The sequence below is a fragment of the Dickeya sp. CFBP 2040 genome, assembly GCF_012273755.1.
Lineage (GTDB): Bacteria > Pseudomonadota > Gammaproteobacteria > Enterobacterales > Enterobacteriaceae > Dickeya > Dickeya poaceiphila.
Window position 1 is genome coordinate 25,999 of the sequence record NZ_JAAVXH010000024.1, and the last position, 19,560, is coordinate 45,558.

General features: G+C 49.1%; 18 protein-coding genes and 1 pseudogene. 14 read left to right on the top strand and 5 right to left on the bottom strand.

The window, feature by feature from the left end:
* Positions 1-512: 512 nt before the first annotated feature.
* The 13 genes from Dpoa2040_RS03165 to Dpoa2040_RS03225 all read left to right on the top strand — a co-directional run bounded on the left by Dpoa2040_RS03165 (position 513) and on the right by Dpoa2040_RS03225 (position 12,830).
* Positions 513-1,100 carry an NUDIX hydrolase gene (locus tag Dpoa2040_RS03165; protein ID WP_371810571.1) on the top strand — a complete coding sequence of 196 codons (588 nt, stop codon included), beginning with the start codon at positions 513-515 and terminating at the stop codon, positions 1,098-1,100.
* Positions 1,097-2,089, top strand: a complete 993-nt coding sequence (locus Dpoa2040_RS03170; protein ID WP_168640269.1) for a Gfo/Idh/MocA family protein — start codon at positions 1,097-1,099, stop codon at positions 2,087-2,089. Before Dpoa2040_RS03165 ends, Dpoa2040_RS03170 begins: the two co-directional genes overlap by 4 nt.
* Positions 2,090-2,130: 41 nt before the next feature.
* On the top strand, positions 2,131-3,255 hold the full coding sequence (locus Dpoa2040_RS03175; protein WP_168640270.1) for a DegT/DnrJ/EryC1/StrS aminotransferase family protein: 1,125 nt from the start codon (positions 2,131-2,133) through the stop codon (positions 3,253-3,255).
* 74 nt (positions 3,256-3,329) lie between these two features.
* Positions 3,330-4,259, top strand: a complete 930-nt coding sequence (locus Dpoa2040_RS03180; RefSeq protein WP_168640271.1) for a DegT/DnrJ/EryC1/StrS family aminotransferase — start codon at positions 3,330-3,332, stop codon at positions 4,257-4,259.
* Positions 4,256-5,365, top strand: coding sequence for a DegT/DnrJ/EryC1/StrS family aminotransferase (locus Dpoa2040_RS03185; RefSeq protein WP_168640272.1), 1,110 nt, complete (start codon positions 4,256-4,258; stop codon positions 5,363-5,365). The genes Dpoa2040_RS03180 and Dpoa2040_RS03185 overlap by 4 nt, the downstream gene beginning before the upstream one ends.
* The gene (locus Dpoa2040_RS03190) at positions 5,362-6,702 is read left to right on the top strand and encodes an NAD(P)/FAD-dependent oxidoreductase (protein WP_168640273.1); all 1,341 of its coding nucleotides are present in this window, start codon (positions 5,362-5,364) and stop codon (positions 6,700-6,702) included. The genes Dpoa2040_RS03185 and Dpoa2040_RS03190 overlap by 4 nt, the downstream gene beginning before the upstream one ends.
* Positions 6,703-6,714: 12 nt before the next feature.
* A complete protein-coding gene (locus Dpoa2040_RS03195) occupies positions 6,715-7,392 on the top strand; it encodes an HAD family hydrolase (protein WP_042868939.1) in 678 nt (225 codons plus the stop codon).
* A 23-nt stretch (positions 7,393-7,415) separates the two neighbouring features.
* Positions 7,416-8,519, top strand: coding sequence for a fatty acid desaturase (locus Dpoa2040_RS03200; protein WP_246867233.1), 1,104 nt, complete (start codon positions 7,416-7,418; stop codon positions 8,517-8,519).
* Positions 8,512-9,396 (top strand): MTAP family purine nucleoside phosphorylase, encoded by an 885-nt coding sequence (locus tag Dpoa2040_RS03205; RefSeq protein WP_168640275.1) that lies wholly within the window; start codon positions 8,512-8,514, stop codon positions 9,394-9,396. Before Dpoa2040_RS03200 ends, Dpoa2040_RS03205 begins: the two co-directional genes overlap by 8 nt.
* 31 nt (positions 9,397-9,427) lie before the next feature.
* Positions 9,428-10,093: an HAD family phosphatase gene (locus Dpoa2040_RS03210; RefSeq protein ID WP_042868936.1), complete on the top strand. Its 666-nt coding sequence runs from the start codon at positions 9,428-9,430 to the stop codon at positions 10,091-10,093.
* A 13-nt stretch (positions 10,094-10,106) separates the two neighbouring features.
* Positions 10,107-11,012: an extracellular solute-binding protein gene (locus tag Dpoa2040_RS03215; protein ID WP_168640276.1), complete on the top strand. Its 906-nt coding sequence runs from the start codon at positions 10,107-10,109 to the stop codon at positions 11,010-11,012.
* Positions 11,009-11,614, top strand: a complete 606-nt coding sequence (locus Dpoa2040_RS03220; RefSeq protein ID WP_042868932.1) for an NUDIX domain-containing protein — start codon at positions 11,009-11,011, stop codon at positions 11,612-11,614. Before Dpoa2040_RS03215 ends, Dpoa2040_RS03220 begins: the two co-directional genes overlap by 4 nt.
* Positions 11,615-11,642: 28 nt before the next feature.
* Positions 11,643-12,830 (top strand): sugar MFS transporter, encoded by a 1,188-nt coding sequence (locus tag Dpoa2040_RS03225; protein WP_168640277.1) that lies wholly within the window; start codon positions 11,643-11,645, stop codon positions 12,828-12,830.
* A 151-nt stretch (positions 12,831-12,981) separates the two neighbouring features.
* Here Dpoa2040_RS03225 and Dpoa2040_RS03230 read toward each other — a convergent pair whose 3' ends face one another.
* Together Dpoa2040_RS03230 and yafN are read right to left on the bottom strand one after the other, a co-directional pair.
* Positions 12,982-13,380, bottom strand: a complete 399-nt coding sequence (locus Dpoa2040_RS03230; protein WP_168640283.1) for a type II toxin-antitoxin system YafO family toxin — start codon at positions 13,378-13,380, stop codon at positions 12,982-12,984.
* Positions 13,322-13,675, bottom strand: coding sequence for a type I toxin-antitoxin system antitoxin YafN (yafN, locus tag Dpoa2040_RS03235; RefSeq protein WP_246867234.1), 354 nt, complete (start codon positions 13,673-13,675; stop codon positions 13,322-13,324). Before yafN ends, Dpoa2040_RS03230 begins: the two co-directional genes overlap by 59 nt.
* A 391-nt stretch (positions 13,676-14,066) precedes the next feature.
* Here yafN and Dpoa2040_RS03240 point away from each other — a divergent pair, with 391 nt between their 5' ends.
* Positions 14,067-14,258, top strand: coding sequence for a hypothetical protein (locus Dpoa2040_RS03240; RefSeq protein ID WP_168640278.1), 192 nt, complete (start codon positions 14,067-14,069; stop codon positions 14,256-14,258).
* Positions 14,259-14,302: 44 nt separating this feature from the next.
* Here Dpoa2040_RS03240 and Dpoa2040_RS03245 read toward each other — a convergent pair whose 3' ends face one another.
* The 3 genes and pseudogenes from Dpoa2040_RS03245 to Dpoa2040_RS03255 all read right to left on the bottom strand — a co-directional run.
* On the bottom strand, positions 14,303-15,817 hold the full coding sequence (locus tag Dpoa2040_RS03245; RefSeq protein WP_168640279.1) for an Eco57I restriction-modification methylase domain-containing protein: 1,515 nt from the start codon (positions 15,815-15,817) through the stop codon (positions 14,303-14,305).
* Positions 15,814-16,764 (bottom strand): XamI family restriction endonuclease, encoded by a 951-nt coding sequence (locus tag Dpoa2040_RS03250; RefSeq protein WP_168640280.1) that lies wholly within the window; start codon positions 16,762-16,764, stop codon positions 15,814-15,816. The genes Dpoa2040_RS03245 and Dpoa2040_RS03250 overlap by 4 nt, the downstream gene beginning before the upstream one ends.
* 767 nt (positions 16,765-17,531) lie before the next feature.
* Positions 17,532-19,560: pseudogene (locus Dpoa2040_RS03255) on the bottom strand (DUF927 domain-containing protein); the annotation flags it as partial.

Here is a 19,560-nt window from a genome sequence, read left to right on the forward strand (position 1 = left end):
ACAACGTGACATGGCCTGTAAGAAATTCTGCTTATGTATGCACCGGTTTTTTTAGCGGGATAGTTCAATCAGTGAGGGAAAAAAACACCATAACATTTAACAATTTAGTAACTTTAATGCAAATTTGATAAAAATAGGATTGCATAATTTTTTTTGCGACATTAAGTTAACTGAACTTAAGTTTGCTTAATTACTCTTTGATTTAGTATCACTGGCAACGTAAATAAGAATGCACTCACCTTTGCAGGAATAACTATTTGCTAAAGCTCACGTCAGTCAGTTTTAAACTATGAATTTATTATTAAATCACCAGCAGTTACCTGGTGAAAAACGCCTTCATCATATCCAAATCTTATCATAGATTCTTGGTATATTTTGGAGCACGGTTTATCCGCATCGAAGAAAAAACGTAACACTAACATTTTAACGGTCTCTCTGATTACTTTGTTTTTATTAATTTCCAGCCGTTAATATTTCTCTATTAAAGATGAAAGTATGCCAACAGGATCTCAGTGGTTCACAATTTATTGGAGAAGGAAGTGAACATCAAAAGAAGCACCGTTATAAAATTCGATGAAAAGACATGTTATAACTTCAATGTCACGTCAGAAAGGGATGAAATTAACGCAAAAAAATTGCAAGATTTTATCGACAACACACTGAGACCATTTGACCGCAACACGCCTGAAGGCCATGTCACTGCGACAGCCTTTATTATTGATTCGTCGTGTAATCATGCGCTGATGTTACGCCACAAGAAACTGAACATGTGGTTACCGCCAGGGGGGCACTGTGATAATCAAGCGGATGCGTTGTTAACGGCAGTACGCGAGACCTATGAGGAAACAGGTCTTTCGGATATTGAAATCATTAACAATGACATTTATGACATTGATATTCATATTATCCCCCAAAATACGCGTGAACCCCAACATTACCATTATGACGTACGCTTCCTTTTCTTTGCTGATATAACGTCTCCTTTGAAAATTAACGATGAAGAAGCATCACATGTTGAGTGGGTAAATCTCGAACAGCTGGATAAATTTACTCAGCTTCCTTCTGTTTTAATTTTAAGAGATAAAATGGAGGTAATATGAAAATCGGCTTTGTTGGTTTTGGTGCACAGGCGCGAGAAAACCTGATACCTGCCTGCAATACTATTTATGGTGTTGAGATAGCCGCCATCTGTGATAGTGACCCGGCAAAGTGCCGTGAGGCAGCAAAATTATTCAATTTTGACGAATCAAGAGTATTCACTCATCACGGTGAGATGATGGATAAGTGTCGGCCTGATGCGGTGATTGTTTCCTGTTATCCTACCGAGCACTATAAAATTGCCTGTGATGCCATTGAACGCGGCATCCCGGTCTTGCTTGAAAAACCGGTAGCATCAAGCTACGAAGATGTTATTCGTCTGGCGGAAATGGCCAAGCGCCGAGGTGTTGTCACTGCATCTGGCATGAACTTCCGTTTTGCCGAAATTACTGAGCGTATCCAGAATATTTATGACGACAGCATTCAAATGATTAGTCTGCGTCAGATGGCCAATAAACCCGTATCGGCTTTATGGGACTATGATGATTTATTCAAATCATTTTTACATGCCCAAACCATCCACGGACTGGATCTGCTGATTCATCTGTGCGGCCCGGTAAAAAGATTATCTGTCGCGGACAACAGCACCGACAACAGTATTGTATTTAGTGTATTACTGGAATTTGCGAATAATTGTCATGGTACGCTAATCACCAGCAATACCTCCCCTCACTTTACATTTGATCTTGATGTACTTGCCGATAATCGGCTGCATATAAAAAGCACCTCACTCAACAGCCTGAGCGTAGCCGATTTAGGCAAGACCTATTTACAAGGTGAGACCAAGCGTTGGTGTGATACCTGGGCGGCGAGTCCACTTTCATCAGGTTATGCACGCGCGGGATACACCGGAGAAATATTGGACTTCATTACAGCCATACAATCAGGTGAACGTGATTCACAAACCGCTTTTTCAACACTCATTGAAACGTATCGCTGTATGGATGCTATTGAAAAAAGTTGTAAGCAACCTGCGACCGTTAACATTTAATCAGGTTTGCTTTTAATCAGGTTTATTTAAGGACGAGTACTATGATTAATAAATCCTACCAGAATCTGCACATCAATTTTGATCAAAGTGACTATGACGCGGTGGTTAATTCTTTTAATACCACCAGCTTTTCAGGAAAGTCTCCCATTATTGGCGAATATGAACAGGTCATTAGTGATTATTTCGGTACCCAAAAAGCGCTGGCCTGCAACAATGGTACGGTAGCGATTGAACTGGCTATCCGTGGCCTGGGGCTAGAGCCAGGTGATGCCATCGCCCTTCCACCCACCGCGCCCATCATGACGATTTTACCGATCATCACTACCGGATGTGTGCCGGTTTTTTGTGACGTCGGTCCGCTCACGTTCAGCCCGGATCTCAACCACCTGAAGCAGCTAGTACAACGGCATCCAATAAAAGCGCTGATTGTCGTACCGATGTGGGGTTACCCACTGCAAATGAAAGCCGTTGCCGATTTTTGTCAGGCGCAGGGGATTAAGCTCATCGAAGACTGTGCCCATGCTTTTGGCACCCGTTCAGACGGCGGTTACCTCGGTACGTTTGGCGATGTTTCCTGTTTTTCAACCCATGAGCGCAAGCTGGTCAGCACCGGTGAAGGCGGGTTCTGTCTTACCAACAATGAAAATATTTACGAGCGGATGCTGAGCTGGCAACACCACGGGCTTAAAGCCTCCAGTCGCAGCAGCGGTTATATTTTGGGCGAAGACATCGGCACCAACGCAAAATTGCCGCCTCTTTGCGCCGCGCTGGGCATCAATCAATTCAAAAAACTCGATCAGAAAATTGCTGACCGCCGGCTTCGTGCCAGCAAAGTCCGTCATGCACTCTCAGAAATCCCCAGCATAAAAGAGTTCCCCCGCTATCAGGGCGAGGAAGTGAATGGCTATTCACTGGTTTATTACCACCTGAATGGTTCCAGCGTGGAGCAAGGCATTCAGATGCTAAATCAAGGCGTGATGTCTGACACCACACGCTACAAATACAAACCGCTTTATCAAGAGCCAGCGTTTACGCAATACGCCGAACCTTGCCCCAATGCGGAACAGATTATCGACACCATCTTCACTGTCCCCTGCCATGAAGGCTTGGATGACAGCGATATTGATTACATTGCCAGTGTCGTCAGCAGCAATTTTCTTCGCTGAGGCTGATTATGTGCAACGCGACTTTAACCGACTCGTGCGCCACGTCGCAGCTTAAACGCGAACTCGATGCCGTCATGTCTGTTGCCGTAGGTGACATGGACAATGCACTCGCTGCCGTGTCCGTTTTTGAGGCAGCACTGGCTGAGTTTGCGTGCTTTTCACGCTGCGTAACGACATCGTCCGAAACGGGGGCGGTGAGCGTGATGATCGGCGCACTTGATTTCCAGCCCGGTGACGAAGTCATCGTCAGCCCAGATGTCTCCGACTGGGTTATTTCAGCCTTGCTACATGCAGGAATAGCGCTGGCGCTGATTGATTATGCCCCCGACAGCTTGCGACTTAATCTTGCGACATTAAGAAAAAAAGTGAACAGCCGTACCCGTGCAGTGCTGATTTCATCGCATTTTGACTGCCGACAGGATTTCTCTGCACTCCATGATTTATGCAGAGAACAACACCTGTTTTCGTTGCTTGAAATAACTCCGCTACTGACGTTGAACCCGCAGCTACCTCAGCGCTGTGCCGGATTTGATATGGCTTTCCTGTCGCTTCGTGAAGGCAGCTCCGCAATGTCTACCGGCGAGGGCGGCGCAATATTTTATCGCCGCCAGGATTGGGGTACGCGAGCGAAAAGCTATTCACAGTTTTCCGATCTGGACGGCATTCATTTAGGTGTTAATCATAAGCTTAGCGGCATCCAGTGCGCATTGGGCCAGGTGAGGCTTAACACTCTGGGTCTCCAGCGCCGCGCCGTGCAAGCGCAGATAGACCGGGCGAAGACTGACTGTGAACGCGTTTCCGTTCCGCAACTTCCTGATTTGCAAAACAACTCGTTCTCTATCGTGGTAATAGACAAAGAACGTGCCACCACGTGCGGCATAAGCTGGCAGCCTCTTCCTATACTCAATCGTTTGCTTGAACCGTTGTTCTGGCAAGCGCCTGAGGCAGTAAAAATGCAGCAAAAATGGGCTGTTATGTCTCTTCAGGAGGAAGCCGCGCAATGACGACCCTGGAGCACATTAAAGAAAGCTTTTATCCATCCGGCGCCGGAGAAGAAGCGCTGATGTTAGACGCACTGAAAAAAGGGATTCGCGGCGACTCAGAGGTGGTGAGTACCTATGAACAACAGTTGAAAAGACATTTTGGTGCATCAGAAGCTATCGCAACCTCTTCGGGATATGGTTCTCTGGTGGTGGCGTTAAGTGCCATGGGGCTAAAACCCGGCGATAACGTTTTATTAACCCCGACCTGCCCGCTTTGTACCGTCTATGCCCTCACGTTTCTGCGGCTGGAACCCGTGTTTTGTGACATCAGCCCTGATGATTTTACCATCGACCTGGCGATGGCTGAGCAGCTTATCAATGACCGGACAAAAGCCATTATCGATATCCCGATGTGGGGTTATCCGGTAGATGCGCAACGTGTCGGTGAATTCGCCCACAGCAAAGGACTTTTCTACCTGTTGGATATTGCACTGGCGCATAAGGCCACATGGCGTGGTCAGTTACTGTGGAAATGGGCCGATATGGCAACGTTTTCAACACACCACAGTAAAACGCTGGTCACGGGCGAAGGCGGCGCGGTCCTGACTGACAACCGTGAACTGGCACACAGAGCCAGAGCCTTTACGCAGTGTCACTTCAACGAGGCGCAACCGGTTCTTAATTTTTCGCTCAGCGGATTGCAAGCCGCTCTCGGCATTGCCAGGCTACAGCGCCTGGAACAGGACGTACAGCACCGGCTGGACACCATGCAGACGATAAGTCAGCGGCTTCGCAATCCTTTTCTGCAACCCTTGCCTGTTCTTGCTGGCGGTGAACCTGCGGGCACGCGCTTGCTGATTCGTTCCTTAACCGGGTGCAATAAAAGTCTACTCGCCTTTCAGATCCAGTCGGGCATTCCTTCTGACATCGCCCTTTATAACTGTAAAGCGCTGTATCAGTACCCGGTTTTACATGAACGGCACGCTTCTTGTCCGAATGCGGAGCGAATGCTCTCTTCCATCACCACTATTCCCGTTCATCCGGAAATTGGAATGCCTGAGATTGATACCATCGTCAACGCTCTGAACCGTTTCCAGCCTTCAGATATCAAGGAGGAGCAGTTATGACTCAACACACCTGTTCCGCTAATAAAGCGGTAGTGATTGGTGCCAGTATTGCTGGTTGCCTGACTGCATCTGTACTTTCAAGACATTTCCAGCAGGTGATTCTGCTGGATTTTGATCGCTTTCATGAGAACCCTGAACCTCGCCAGACCGTGCCGCAGGAACATCACGTACATTTGTTACTCCAGCGTGGCTTGCAGATTATGGAATCACTTTATCCGGGTCTTAAGTCGCAGCTACTTGAGGCCGGTGCTCAAGAGATAGATTTATCACATGGCGTTAAAAGCTACGCCGGAGTTGGCTGGAAACAACGCTGGCCTACCGGAATTACCGCACACTACTGTTCAAGAACACTGCTGGAGCACGTAATCAGGCGCAGAGCTATTCAGCTTGCGAACGTCAGCGTTCTTGACGGCACCAGGGTGAAACAACTCATTCACGAGGACGGCAAGGTTAAAGGAGTGATTGTCAGTGAATCCGGCAACGATCAGCAGATACTCGCGGATCTGGTTGTGGATGCCTCCGGCAGAGGCTCTAAAGCATCTTCCTGGTTGAAACAGGCGGGATACGGTGAAGTAGAACGAGAAGAGGTCGCCAACCAGCTTGGTTATGTCTCCCGTGTCTACAAGCGCGATAACACCCGTCAAACCGGCTGGAAAGTGCTGCTGGTCACACCGAATTTACCGAAAACCCGCACCATGGCGGTTATCAGTCCGGTTGAAGGCGACAGATATATTGTTACCGCCGGTGGCTGGTTTGGCGACAGCCCTAAACCCAACGAAGCCGATTTTATGCGTTTTCTGGCGGAACTACCGGTAACGGATATTCATGATGAAGTGCAAAAACTAGAGCCGTTGGGTGATTTTCATCAATTTAAAATGCCCTCCAGCCTTCGTCGTCGCTATGACTTACTACCAACATGGCCAGAAGGCTTTTTGGTAATCGGCGATGCGCTTTGCAGCATTAACCCCATATATAGTCAGGGAATGAGCGTTTCCGCCCTTCAGATCGAAGCGTTAGCGCAACAAATTCCCGGCTACCTTAACGGAACACTGTCAGCCCGGCTGGTTTTTAAGAAGCTCGTGGCTGCAACCGCCGTATCCTGGGAACTGGCCAGGAAAAGTGATGAGAGCCTGCAACCCACGGAAGCTATCACTACCTTTAAGCACCGGCTGACGTCGCATTATCTCAATCTGGTTCAGGCCGCCTCTTTTCATCGGCGCGATGTTGCCATCACCATGCTTAAAATTATGAATCTACTAGAGAAACAAGAGTCGGTGTTTCGCCTGCCCATCGTTCTGGCATCACTCTCCAGCGCGATAGCGCGCACCATACGGTAAGGAATTATCTCAATGAATTATCGCAGCAAAATCAATCACGTTATTTTCGACTGGAATGGCACTCTGGTAGACGATCTCGCTCTGGCGGTAAAAGGCGTGAATGCCGTAAGAGATTCGCAAATGCTGCCGCCGCTCAATGCAGATCTGTATCGCCAGCACTTTGGCTTTCCTATCCGTTCTTTTTATCAGGCATTGGGCATTGATTGCGAGTCGGTACAGTTCGATGATCTGATTAAAACTTATCTCAACATCTTCAACAATGAGATTGGTTTTTGTCCACTGCATCATGGCGCACTTAGCATGATGCAAGACTTGAAAGCCCGTAACATCAGCATTTCCGTACTCTCGGCAAGCCAGCATCAAACTTTGCAGCACAATCTTGATAATGCTGGCATTAGTCATTTAGTTGATCATGTCTATGGGCTAACAAATACTCAGGCCATGGGCAAGCAGGAGATTGCTCAGCAGCTCGATAGGGCTCTGGGTAAACCTGGCAACACCGCACTGATGATTGGTGATACCGATCATGACATTGAGATTGCCAGACTGTGCGGCTGGCAGATGGCGTCGGTTTCTCATGGACATCAAACGGATGAACGCCTGCGCGCGATCCATGCTCAGGTATTTGATGATTTGCCTGCGGTACACCGCGCCTGGTTTACCCCTCATCGGGAGGAACTGACATGTTAAATTCGGCCCATGTCTTTAACGTCATGCTGGCGATGATTCTGCTCAGCATCTGCATTCGCCTGCTTCTGAAATTCTATTACCGGGATGGCGAGCGCATATTGCCCAAGCTGAAACTGGCGCCGGCTGAGAAAGGACATATCACCTATTACAAACGTTATGACACCATGCTGGCACCCTTACCTTTTATCTATTGCTGGCTGGAAATATTCGCGTCGGTGCTGTTTTTCCGCTGGTCAGATTATCACCCTGTGGCCGGATTACTGCTTGCGATTATTACCGCTGGCCGACTGCGTGCATTACAAGAGATTGGACATAATGCACTGCATGTTGCGTTGTGTCGTTCTAAAAAGTTTCAATGGTTTTTGTCGAACGTCTTTTTCCAGTTTCCTGCCTTAAAAAGGGACATGGATTCACGCTTTAATACCCATGTGCGTGATCACCATCCTAATGCGGATATTCCAGGGAAAGACCCTAATCTGCGGCGCGTCAGTGCCGCAGGTATGAATCCTGGTATTACCCGTTCCCAGTTCATTTGGGCACTGCTTTATCCTGTGCGCCCAAAGGGGATAATTAACAATATCCGTGGAAATATACATGACACGCTTTACGAGAATTCGACGGTAAATATTGCATTGCTTCGGGCAGTCGCAACGCTGAGTATTGTGGGCGTTTACTGGTTTCTTGGCGGTGTTGCCGCCGTAATAGTGGGCTGGCTGGTGCCGATTTTCACGGTTTACCCGCTGTTTGCATGGTGGTCATTGCTGTCAAAGCATCGCTGGCATACGACCTATGATCCTAAAAGAGATCGATTAGCGCACGATTATGAACACGGGCGCGCTACCGATTTTTCAGGTCTGCTCGGCAGCATTCAGCGTTATCTGATATATCCCATATCCGACGCCTACCATCTGGCACACCATATTTATCCCAATGTCCGTTATCAATATCTGCCTGCCGTGGACTGGGCGCTTAAAGTGAATGAACCCCGATATACACAATATATTTCCACAGGGATGATTTTGGGTTCGCAACACCAACCGGCTGCGCTCTCCGAACTTTATCATCGCCTTGTCAAACCGAATCACCATGCCGTTAGCGAAATGGACACAGGAGTCTCTCATGAATAAAACGCCCCGCATTGGCATTATCTGTGGCAGTGGTATGGACAAGCTGTCGATTATTGCATCTCCTGAGCGCGTGGAAATCACTACCGCTTTCGGTGACCCTTCCGGACATATCACCTTGGGTGAAATTGCCGGTGTGCCTGTCGCCATCGTTAATCGTCACGGCATTGGACATACTCGTCTACCGTCAGAAATTAACGTCAGAGCCAATGTCGCCGCGCTTAAAATGCTGGGGGTTACTCAGGTTCTCTCTTTCAGCGCAGTAGGCAGCCTGACTCAAGCCGCACCGCCTGGCACCTTTGTGGCCATTGATCAGTTTATTGATCGCACATACCGCCGCGTGAATACCTTTTTTGGCTCCGGCGTGGTTGCCCACGTGCCATTCGGCGAGCCGGTGTGCGGCAATAACCATACCCACATCGTTAACGCCCTGGAAGCGCAATCCATCCCTCATTTGTCTGAAGGTCTGTATGTCGTGATGGAAGGACCACACTTTTCAACCCGCGCCGAATCTCTTTTTCACCAGCAAATCGGCGGTACGGTCATCGGCATGACGGCGATGCCAGAACCCAAACTCTGTCGAGAAGCTGAGCTATGCTACAACATGATAGCCATGGTGACAGATTACGACTGCTGGCACAGCGCCCATGACGATGTGAATGCCGCCATGGTAAGCCAGCAGATGAAAGAAAATATCCAGATGGCCGAGGCGCTATTGACCCACATCATTCCGTCTCTTGCACAGCACGATTCACCCTGCCCGAAAGGATGCCAACATGCGCTGGATGGCGCCATTATGACCAGCCCCAACCTGATGAACGCGGACACTATTCAACGCTATTCCCCATTACTGGACCGCGTGTTGAAGCCAGGTCAGTGATATCAGCCCATCAGGAAAAGGATAAACAGACATGAAAACGAACGCGGGATTGCTGTTTGATTTGGATGGAACACTACTGGACACCGACAGCCTGCATCTGAATGCATTCAATATGTTACTGGCCGATTTTGGCAAATCCGTCACCATTGACTATTACAATCAGAAAATCATGGGCGCCCCCATGGAGACTATCACTCGCGATCTTTTTCCGCAGATGCCGTCGCAGGAACGTCATGAGCTGGGGGAACGTAAGGAAGCCTTGTTTCGTGAACAACTTACCGGACCGCTTGAAGGCCGCCCTGGCGTCACGGCGTTTTTCGAGAAAGCCAAACGCTATGGCGTCGGTATCTGCATCGTGACCAATGCGCCACGCGAAAGTGCAGAAATGATGTTACGTGGTTTACACCTGCTAGACGCCGTTGATCACCTGCTGATTGGCGCGGAGTTGCCCCACAGCAAGCCAAACCCTTACCCCTATCAGGAAGCGATGCGCCGATTGGGGATCACGCCGGATAAAGCGCTGGCGTTTGAAGATTCAGGTCCCGGCGTACAATCGGCCTCCGCCGCAGGTATCTTCACTTTTGGTTTGAAAGGTGCGCTCGACGAAAATGCGCTGCTGAAGTATGGCGCCTCAGCAGCGATTGCAGATTTCACTGATCCGCTGCTGGCCAGCCGCTTTAGCAACATTGTAGGTTGAGGTAAACAACATCATGACATCGATTGTGATTTCAGCACCAACCGGTGATGGTTCAAGGGCACGTGTAAAAGCCTATAGCTCATTCGAGCCGTACGAGTTGGAAGAGTACCTGCGGCAACTTGCTGTGCATCTTCCCGATGTTGCCATTGAGATTGAACGCATGTCTACGGCTGCACTGAGAAACCGACTGGAGGCCGAAAAGGACAACCCTCAGGTCGATATGATTCTGGGTTGGGCCGATACCGCCGCCAAGACCGTTGCGCTCAGTGATAAGCTATTTTCACCTCAGGGTGATGCGGATGGATACCTTCGTATCACCGGATTCTCCACAGCCATTGTGGTCGATCCTGACCTTCTCAAACAGTTAAACGTCAATATCGAAACCTGGCGGGATTTGGCTCATCCAGCCCTGCGCGGTTGGATAGCCTTTCCCAATCCAGCACAGTCAGGCGCCGGATTTTTAGCGCTCACTACGCTGCTACAAGCTTACGGTGAAAGCGACGGCTGGCCTTTGTTATCAGATATTTACCGCAATGTGCAGGTTCGGCCTGACTCAGCGTGGGAACCCGCCCGCCTGACGGGAGAAGGCGAGATTGCAGCAGGTGTTACGGTTAAAATCGCCGCATTTAATCGCAAACGCGAATTGCCCCGTCTGAAGATTATCGAACCGCCGAGAGCGACGGGAACAGAATCGGAAGTGTATGCCGGCTTCATCACCTCTGCGCACCGGGAGGCGGTTTCAGAGATACTGGAATGGCTCCAGACTGAAGCAGCGAACAGAATTTACACCTCGTTTAATAAGCTTATCCTTACAAAAAACGATGACAGCTATCTCACCATTGACGCCGGTCAGGCGGTATTACATCGCACTCGCTGGCTCACTCAACTTGAATCTCTCACAAATGGAATATCACTATGAAGCACGCTTTGTATACCCCTGTAGCCACCACCGCCACCATTAATCAGCAACAGATACTGGCTAATGACTGGGGAACGTTAACCAAATACGACATGACTTACGTCAGATCAGACGGTTCAGAGCAGCGTTTTACACGCGAAGCGTATGACCGTGGACATGGCGCGACCATTCTGCTGTATAACCGTGATGATAAAACCATCATCCTCACCAGCCAATTCCGTATGCCTGCCTTTCTAATTGGCCACCACTATGAGTTGATTGAAGCCTGCGCCGGGCTGTTGGACGAGCGCGATCCTGTTCTGGCGATAAAAACCGAGGCTGAAGAAGAGACGGGCTACAAGCTCAGCGAAGTCACTAAAATTGGCGAAATTTTTATGAGCCCAGGTTCGGTTACAGAGCGCCTGCACTTTTTCATTGCGCCCTTCACCCGTGACATGCGTGTCAACGACGGCGGCGGAATAGCTGCGGAAGGCGAAGATATTAAAGTGCTTGAGGTTCCTATTAAAGAGGCGCTTGAGATGATTGATGCAGGAACCATTATTGATGCCAAAACCATTATCCTGATTCAGCATTTAGTGATTAAAGGCATCTGTACACCATAATTCATTACGCTCTGAAAGGAATTCATGTATGGCTGAACAGAGTCTGGAAAAGTCGCGCTTTAAGCGCGACTACTACACGCTTTACCTGTATATCATGTCTGTTGTTTGCGGTATTCATCAGGCTATTTTAGGGTCTATTACACCTTTTCTGCGTGATGAACTCACTATGTCTAAAGTCATCATTGGCTGGCATTTCAGTCTTTATGCAATAGGCATGTTTGTTTCAGGTTTTATTATTACGCATGTCGCCTCAAAAGCATCGCCTAAAAAGATCCTTCTGAGCAGTTCCTGGGCAGTGGCGGTTACTGTCGCGGTATTTGCCTTACCGCTAGGTATTGCCGGCAACCTGATTCTGTCGCTCGTGCTTGGCCTGTCTGGCGGAGCAATGCAGATTGCCATTCAGGAAGCGTTGGCCCGTCACCACACCGAAAACAGCGGCATAGCGATTACCGAAGGGTGCATTTTTTCCGCGATTGGCGTATTTATTGGCCCGTTAGTAATTGGTTATTCCGTAGAGTCTGGTGCAGGCTGGCGTATCGCCATGTTTCTGCCGCTCATTGCCTTACTGCCCTTGCTGTGCGTCATTCCCCAAAATATTCCAACGACGCCACCACGCGCCACTATCACCCCCCATACTTCTGGCGCCAACATTACGCGTTTGCCACTTGTCGCTTACCTGATGTTCGGGATGATTTTTCTTGGCATCGCTGCTGAATGGGGAATCGGCTTTTGGGGCGCACAATTTCTGGAAGAACAGCTTTCACTCTCGGCAGCAAACAGTGTGGCGATGATGGCGGTTTTCTTTGGCGGTACGATTGCCGGGCGAATTGTGGTAAGCCGCTTGCTGGTTCGTTATAACATTCAGGCCATTCTTTTATGGACGATTATTCTCAGTGGTATGAGTATGCTATTGCTTTGGCTGGTGCCGGATATTACCGCTGCGGTTATTGGTCTTACTGTGGCTGGCGCCTGTCTTGGCAATTTTTTCCCGCTGATTCTCTCTATCGCAACATGGCAGCCGCCAGAATTACTCTCGAAAATTTCTGCTGGCGCGACCCAGTCAGTGGGGCTGGCCCTGCTTTTAGCACCGTTATTCCTCGGTAAGCTTGGGGAAGATATTGGCCTGATACCCGCGATGGGCGCATTGATTGTTATTCCTCCCGTCATGCTGATTGTCGATGTAATCTCTCGGAGATTGTCGAAACACCAGGGGTAGGGAAAAGATGAATCTTCTGGTCGGATGAATGAAATATAAAAATTAATATATTGATAATATTAAAAAATAATCCATTACATCTTTATTGATACCCCCCAAATATACCCCAGCGGCTTTTGCGCCCCGATTATTTGGGTGTTTTTTAAACAACTCAATACTTCATTCTGAATGCTTCGGCCATCATGCCTATCTTGTGCATGTGGTTATTATTTCGCGCCATCTTATGCGCTTCGGGTTTCAGAATGATAATAAGCAGGTAGTCATCTGGATCACTGGCACCCTGACAGTACACCAAGTGAGCCTGATCGCTGGTTCGCTTGAACTGGCGTAAAAATTTAGGGAAAGGGGCATCCGCATCAGCAAGATGGATGTGCGCTACCTGTTCTTCTTTTACCAGGGGATAGGTTTGGTCATCATCGTAAGGGGCGTCACGGCCAAAGGTATCCGGCAACACGCCCTCTTTTTTATACGACAGAAAATCCGCCACCAAATCATCCAGCTCTTGCGGGCTTAATTGCTGGCGGATAAGCGTTGATTTGAAAATCCTGATGCTCTTCAGAGAACTCGGTCAGATCCTTGTCAGAGGCGTTTTGCAGCAGTGTCTGCCCGTTCTGCGCAATCTCGCTTAACCTTTCAGCGCTTGGACGAAAACGCGCAACGGTATGCACCCTGCCCTGCTTCTCTTCCAACAGGTCGATCAGTTCTTCAAACACCTTGGCACTGACCATGTAGCCAGCCGGGCGGTTGTTGGAGAGAACGGCAACAGGTTCATCAATAAAATATTTCGCCGGGTTTTTTCTTAACTCGGTGATGTTGATAGATTTTTCAGCAAGAATGCGTTCCATAAATCACCTGTGAAATGTCTGTTATAGTGATCATCTTAATGTACATGATAATAAACATCCAGTTGCGCGCTTAAAAAACAGACAATGCCACAGCCCGGTGTTTAACAGGCTGCTTTTCTGGCTTCCCGCTCTACCTTTTCTACCTTCCTAATCAGCCGTCCGGTCATTCTTGCCATTTTCGCATCTGACACCCGCCAATATGCGGCCTCGGTTTTTATCAACCGAGCTAATTTTCTTTCAAAGGTTTCCCAGCGCATCCGGCCTGGCTTTGCAAGCCACCGAGCAGGGTTAAGCAAGTTGTCTGCGGGTGGGAAATCATCGCCCCAAATCGCCCGGCGCTGCTTGCGCGCACTCAACTGAATCTGAGGTGTTTATGTGCATTGGCTACAACATGGAAAACGGCTGGCATATTGAAGTTAGTTTTGACGATTCACAAAAGCAGGTTGTCGCAGTTGCCAAAAACAACGATCAGCAGATAGCAACTACAGGTGCTGATTTTGATGAACTGATTGCGTCATTGAAAGATGCTGGTGTTCCTGGCTATGAAAGCAAAATGCCAATGAGGTGCCTAAGAAGCAAATGACATATTAAAATTTACCAAAAAAAATGCACCTGTAACGTAATCTTCTATAACAGCTTCAAAGGAACCTTGCTCAGCTCTTTAGGTTCTAGCTTGTGTAAACCACCACCATAAACCCGCCCTTCACCTAGCAAAATTTCAGGGGAAATAGTGTTGAGTTGTTGCCATATACTGTCAATAAAAATTGGGTCCTTATTTAACAACTCCAATAAAGCTGGTTTAGGATATAAAGCTAAATAGGAGTTTGCCACTGTTGCTAGTGAGCGATTACGAATGAAGCGAAACGGTCGTCCGCTCTTGCTATCGGATCGCCCCATATATGTACAGACAATGGGTGCTGGTAATCGCTGCTCTTGGTCATACCACCGTTTTCGTCCACGGCATAGATAACCATTATCAACACCAGCAACTTTACCTTCATCTAAATAGGCTGCCACTGTAGGATATGTATATCTTATTTTGTCCTCATCCATTTGAGGATCTAGCAAGAACAACCGACTAACATTAGTGGGTAAGCCATCAGCATCAATCATAATCTCATTCCCTTCAACATAGCGTGGACTAGGAAGAATAGGCTTTAAAACAGCGTAAGGGATATTTCGCTCTTTCACTTGCTGCTCACTGAGCACGAAAAATTTATTATCACCTGTAGCTAACCCACGCTTTACAAAAAATAAATCACCAAGCAGTTGGGTTTCTATAATATTTTTATCTCGAACCTCATATTTAGGAAATCGAGTCCATTTGTTTTCAGCAGTGAGATCCTTTCGGCTCAAATTTTTTTCAATTTGAGGAGCTAAAAGGCTTCCTCCAAAGCTAAAAACCGTTTGATTATCTTTAGAAGGCAACTCATTTTTGAACCATACAATCGCAGAAGAAACGAGAGCATCAGTAAACTTGACGTCACCTGGAGAGAATCGATGAATTTTCAGTAAGGTTACTTTTTCTAATAAATAACGTTTAACTTCACGGCCATAATTAACATCCATGAACTCGGACGGGATTAGCCACCCAGCAATTGCGCCGGGAGCCATCCAGGCATGGGTTTGCAATAGGAAATGAGCATAAAGTCCAGCTAGCCCGCTTAATTTGCAGCCACTAACGTCCATGCTTCGCTTCTGTAACCTCATCTTATCATCGCCAGACAAATGATGATGGCGAACATAAGGTGGATTGCATATGATCAAATTAAAACGAGGATCTGGTTCAAACTTGGTAAAGTCACCGTGAGTCAAGTTCAGTCCTTGGGACTCCCAAAGAGCTTGCGCAGGTTTTCCATAATGCGGATCAATTTCAAACGCAGCTGCATATTTAATCAATTCCTGTTCAGAAGCAAATACACGCTTAAGCGCAGAGTAGAACGCACCGCTACCTAACGCCGGATCAAGAAAATTGACTGGACAATTTTTCGGCAACAATCCTTTTGCATAAGTTAGGATGTCATGTGCCAGCATGGGCGGAGTTGCAAACTGACCAAGTCGATTTCGTTCCGCAGAGGTTTTCTTTTTATCTAATGCTAACTGGATGGATAACCGTTCTGCTTCTAATTTCTCAATCATCATAAACCCAATTCTGCCATGTCATCAATTCGGTGCTCCCAAATCCAGTCTATACCTTCAGCCGCTTCGTAACCCAAATACCCACTATCGAAGTAACCACATAAAAAAAGTACAAAATTAACGCTATCACCATAGGACTGCTTGAGCTGTACCATTTTTGTGGCCTCTTCCTTCCGTCGTTTGTTAGTATTAGTGAAATCTCCAGCAGATTTTGCCTCAATCAAAAGCGGCAAGTCACCTTTATTAGCGGTGATAGGCATGATTACCGCATCAACAGGAATATTAATCGTATTAGCACGAACTTTTACGTTTAGGCGGAAACTGAACGTGCCGGGTTCCATATTTTGAAAATCGACACGGGCTTTTGTCTCTATTTCGGTATAGCCCCTTGCTTCTAGCCATGCTTTGATCTTTGCTAGTTGTCGCTTCTCTTGCTCGTTACGGATTATTGGGTTAGCCTGAGCACCGCATAATCGATCAGCTACAATAGTTGCCGCCCGATGAATTTCTTCTTGCTTTGGCTCATCACCTCGAGCTAGCCACACAAAAATATCTGGATCGGCCATTCGCTCAATAATTTCCCCAATCTTCTGCAACTCTCGATCCAGAAGATCAACAGCAATTCTTACAGGCAATCTATTATCTTTTTCCATGGCTTTGACTAAGCTAGAATTCACGCCAGCCAACCCTATTAGCCTATCAACCGCTATCGGTGGACAGGTAGCCATCCTTAACATCGAAAGTATGCTGGGCGTTTTCTTCATGGTTTCTGGGCGTATATCGCGAAGATATGACGTGGCTAGAAGGCTAGCTTCAACAGAAGCTGTAGCTGAAATCCGCGTCGCGCGAAAAGCTCCAGGAGCAAAATTCAAAAACCATTGGTTATACATATCAACCGATCTTGCTACATCTTCTTTCCAACGCTGTGGCTTATCAAGATTGACTGCCATAACTACTAATCCCCCGCAACATAAAAATTATATCTTATCAATCACTTGAAATTAAAATTCTGTTGAAAGCTATCTAATTTACCTGACCTTCCCTTACAGATTAACATAACGCTTGCAGAGTCCGCTTTTGTCACATAGCAGACCGTCGAGCTTAGCCAGTCTCCAGTTGTGTTTTACTCGACCATAGATCGAGACTATCCCCTAATCTACCATTATTAGGTACGTTCCCCATACCGTTTCCCGCCGTGCCGACTGCGCAAAAAACCTTAACATTTCTATACATGCGTACCGACCAAAAAATTGATTTCAAATTGAATAAAATCAGGTGTGGCGCGGGTTGCGGCGTGGTTCGCAGTTCGCACAGATATGCGCACCCACTGCGAACCACATTGCGCATTTAACCGTCGCCGTTCGGTTTCGTTTTGCGCACTTTTTCATTGACAGTGGATTAACCCATCATGATTTTTGTGTGCGCAAATGCTTATAGATAAGCAAAAGTGGGTCGGTTCGGTAGGTTCAGTCGGTTCACGTAGTCAACTGATTGATAGATAGGATAATTATTTTCAGAATTGAACCGACCCAGGGGTAGGTTCACGCGGTGTGAAAGTCGGTTCATTAAGCCAGCCAGAAAAGGGGCATTTGGTCAGGTCGGTTCAAAATGGCTAAAGGCGGTTCACTATTCAAGTTAAAATAGCGATAAATCAATGTATTAAAATAATGAACCGACTGAACCTACCGAACCGACCTTATTTTATCTTACGCGTGATTTACTCTTCCTCGTCGTCGAGCGTCATGAGTACCACAAAGCGTGGCTGCTTGCCGTCAATGCGCAGTGATTTACGTGTAATGCCTTTGGCGGGTTTATCCAGCATTCCGGCATCGGCCAGCACCTGGGCAAACGCGGCGGCATTGGCACCAGCGGCAATTTCATTATTGAACACGGCGGGGAAGGTGTGAAATACCAGTGTATCGGCTCCCGGCTTTTTCACCCGATACCCCGCCAGATCCTTGATGGGTAAATCGCGTGGATCAGGATTGGGGTGGGGCAAATAACGGCTGTAGCCAAATTGATGCAAAAAAGCGTCGGCCTGTTCTACCCAGGCTTTGGCTTCACGATTGCCCATGCCAAATTCATTTACCCAGGCATAGAAGCTATGCTGCAACGCATCGTGGCATTCTTGCGCTGTCCAGCCCGTAAAAGAGGCAGAGAGCAACAAAGCCGCCTCCAGTAAGGCAAAACGTGACGCCACACGTCGCACTTGTTCGCTGGCATCATCGGGTAAGAGTGACAACCAGCGCCGTTCTGTTTCGCGGTAGGTTGCCAGCGCATTTTCTTTCTGGCTGGCAAGGTGGGCGATCCACGCCCGACCAACCGCGCCATAATGGGCGTTGCTGGCATCCCGGATCGCGTCGGCATGGGTTTTGCCATTCTGATAGCCATGAAATACCGTCGCTTTGGTGATCGGGACATTGAGCAAGCGCACTAATTGGCCCGCATTCACTCGCCCACCGTCAGCACGGATATAGCTTTCCAGATCGATCTCGCCGGTACTGAATGCCATTGCTCGCCAGCGTTTCAGCTCCCGGTTGCCACCTTCCCGCGCGCCCTGCAATTTGCCGACACCGTTAAACAGCGTGTAGGCCGAGGTGGACACCGACCGTGCATCGCTTCCCTGGCCGACTTCATCCAGCGGCAGCAGACCATCGTTATGGGCTTCGGCTTCGTTGGCGATACCGAGCGCGGTGCCGTACCAGGTCAGCTTCAGTGCCTGCGGGTCGCCGTACAGGCTGGTGGCGACATTGGCGGTGGTGGTTTTCCCGGCGCTCGACTGCTCATAGAAATGCAGCCCAAAGCCGTCCGAACCGGACAGGCCAATCAGCGGCGCGGCCAGGGCGGCGGCAATGGCGGTCATCATCGACGGGTTGCCGGATGCCAGCCGGGCCACCGACTCGCGCCAGCTTTCCGCCGTGCCACTGATGCCGTAACCGGACGCGGTAGCGCTGCGGCCCCGGAACAGTACCGGGCGCGACGGGGTGCCGATGACTTCGCCATCCGGCATCAGGTACGCGCCGCACTGCCAGCCGGTGCTGTGGGCGATATGCCAGACCTCGCCGCTGTGCTGGCGCTAGAGCCAGTCGGCCAGAATGGCGCGCAGGTAGGGCCGGGTGGTGACGGTTACACCGCCCGCCTTGAGCGTGCGCCAGCCTTCGCGCTCGCCCACGTCTGCCAGCGGCAGGGCAGCGGTTACGGCCTGTGTCGCCCCGGCAGGCTGCCAGCGCAGGATAAGGTATTGCTCGGCGTCATCACGCCCGACGCCCACCACCGCCAGCGGGGAGGATAACCACTGCTCGTGCTGGATGATGTCGCCGCTGTCCCGGTCGGCTTTGGGCGTCACCCAGTACACCCCGGTGGCGCGGCTGTCCACAAACGGGGCCAGCGGCTCGCGTCTGGCCGGTGGGGTGTCGTCGGTCGGTTGATACAGCGATGCCTGAAAGGCGCGGGTTGCCGCCTCGATACCGGCCTGCTGGCGGTAGTCGTCCCAGTCGGCTTTTTCATCGGTCGGCGGCAGAGCCACCCAGCCGTTCACTTCGCGGGCGGCTTTCTCCGCCCACTGTTTGCCGGTGTTGGCCTTGCCCGGTGTGGTGTCGTTATCCGCCGCCACTATCAGCCGGGTAGCGGGAAAGCGCGTGCGCAAGGCGCGGGCCACCGGCAGCAGGTTTCCGGCATCGATGGCGGCCACCGTCATGGCCGTTGGGTTCATCTGGCTGACACTTAGCGCGGTTGCCAGCCCTTCA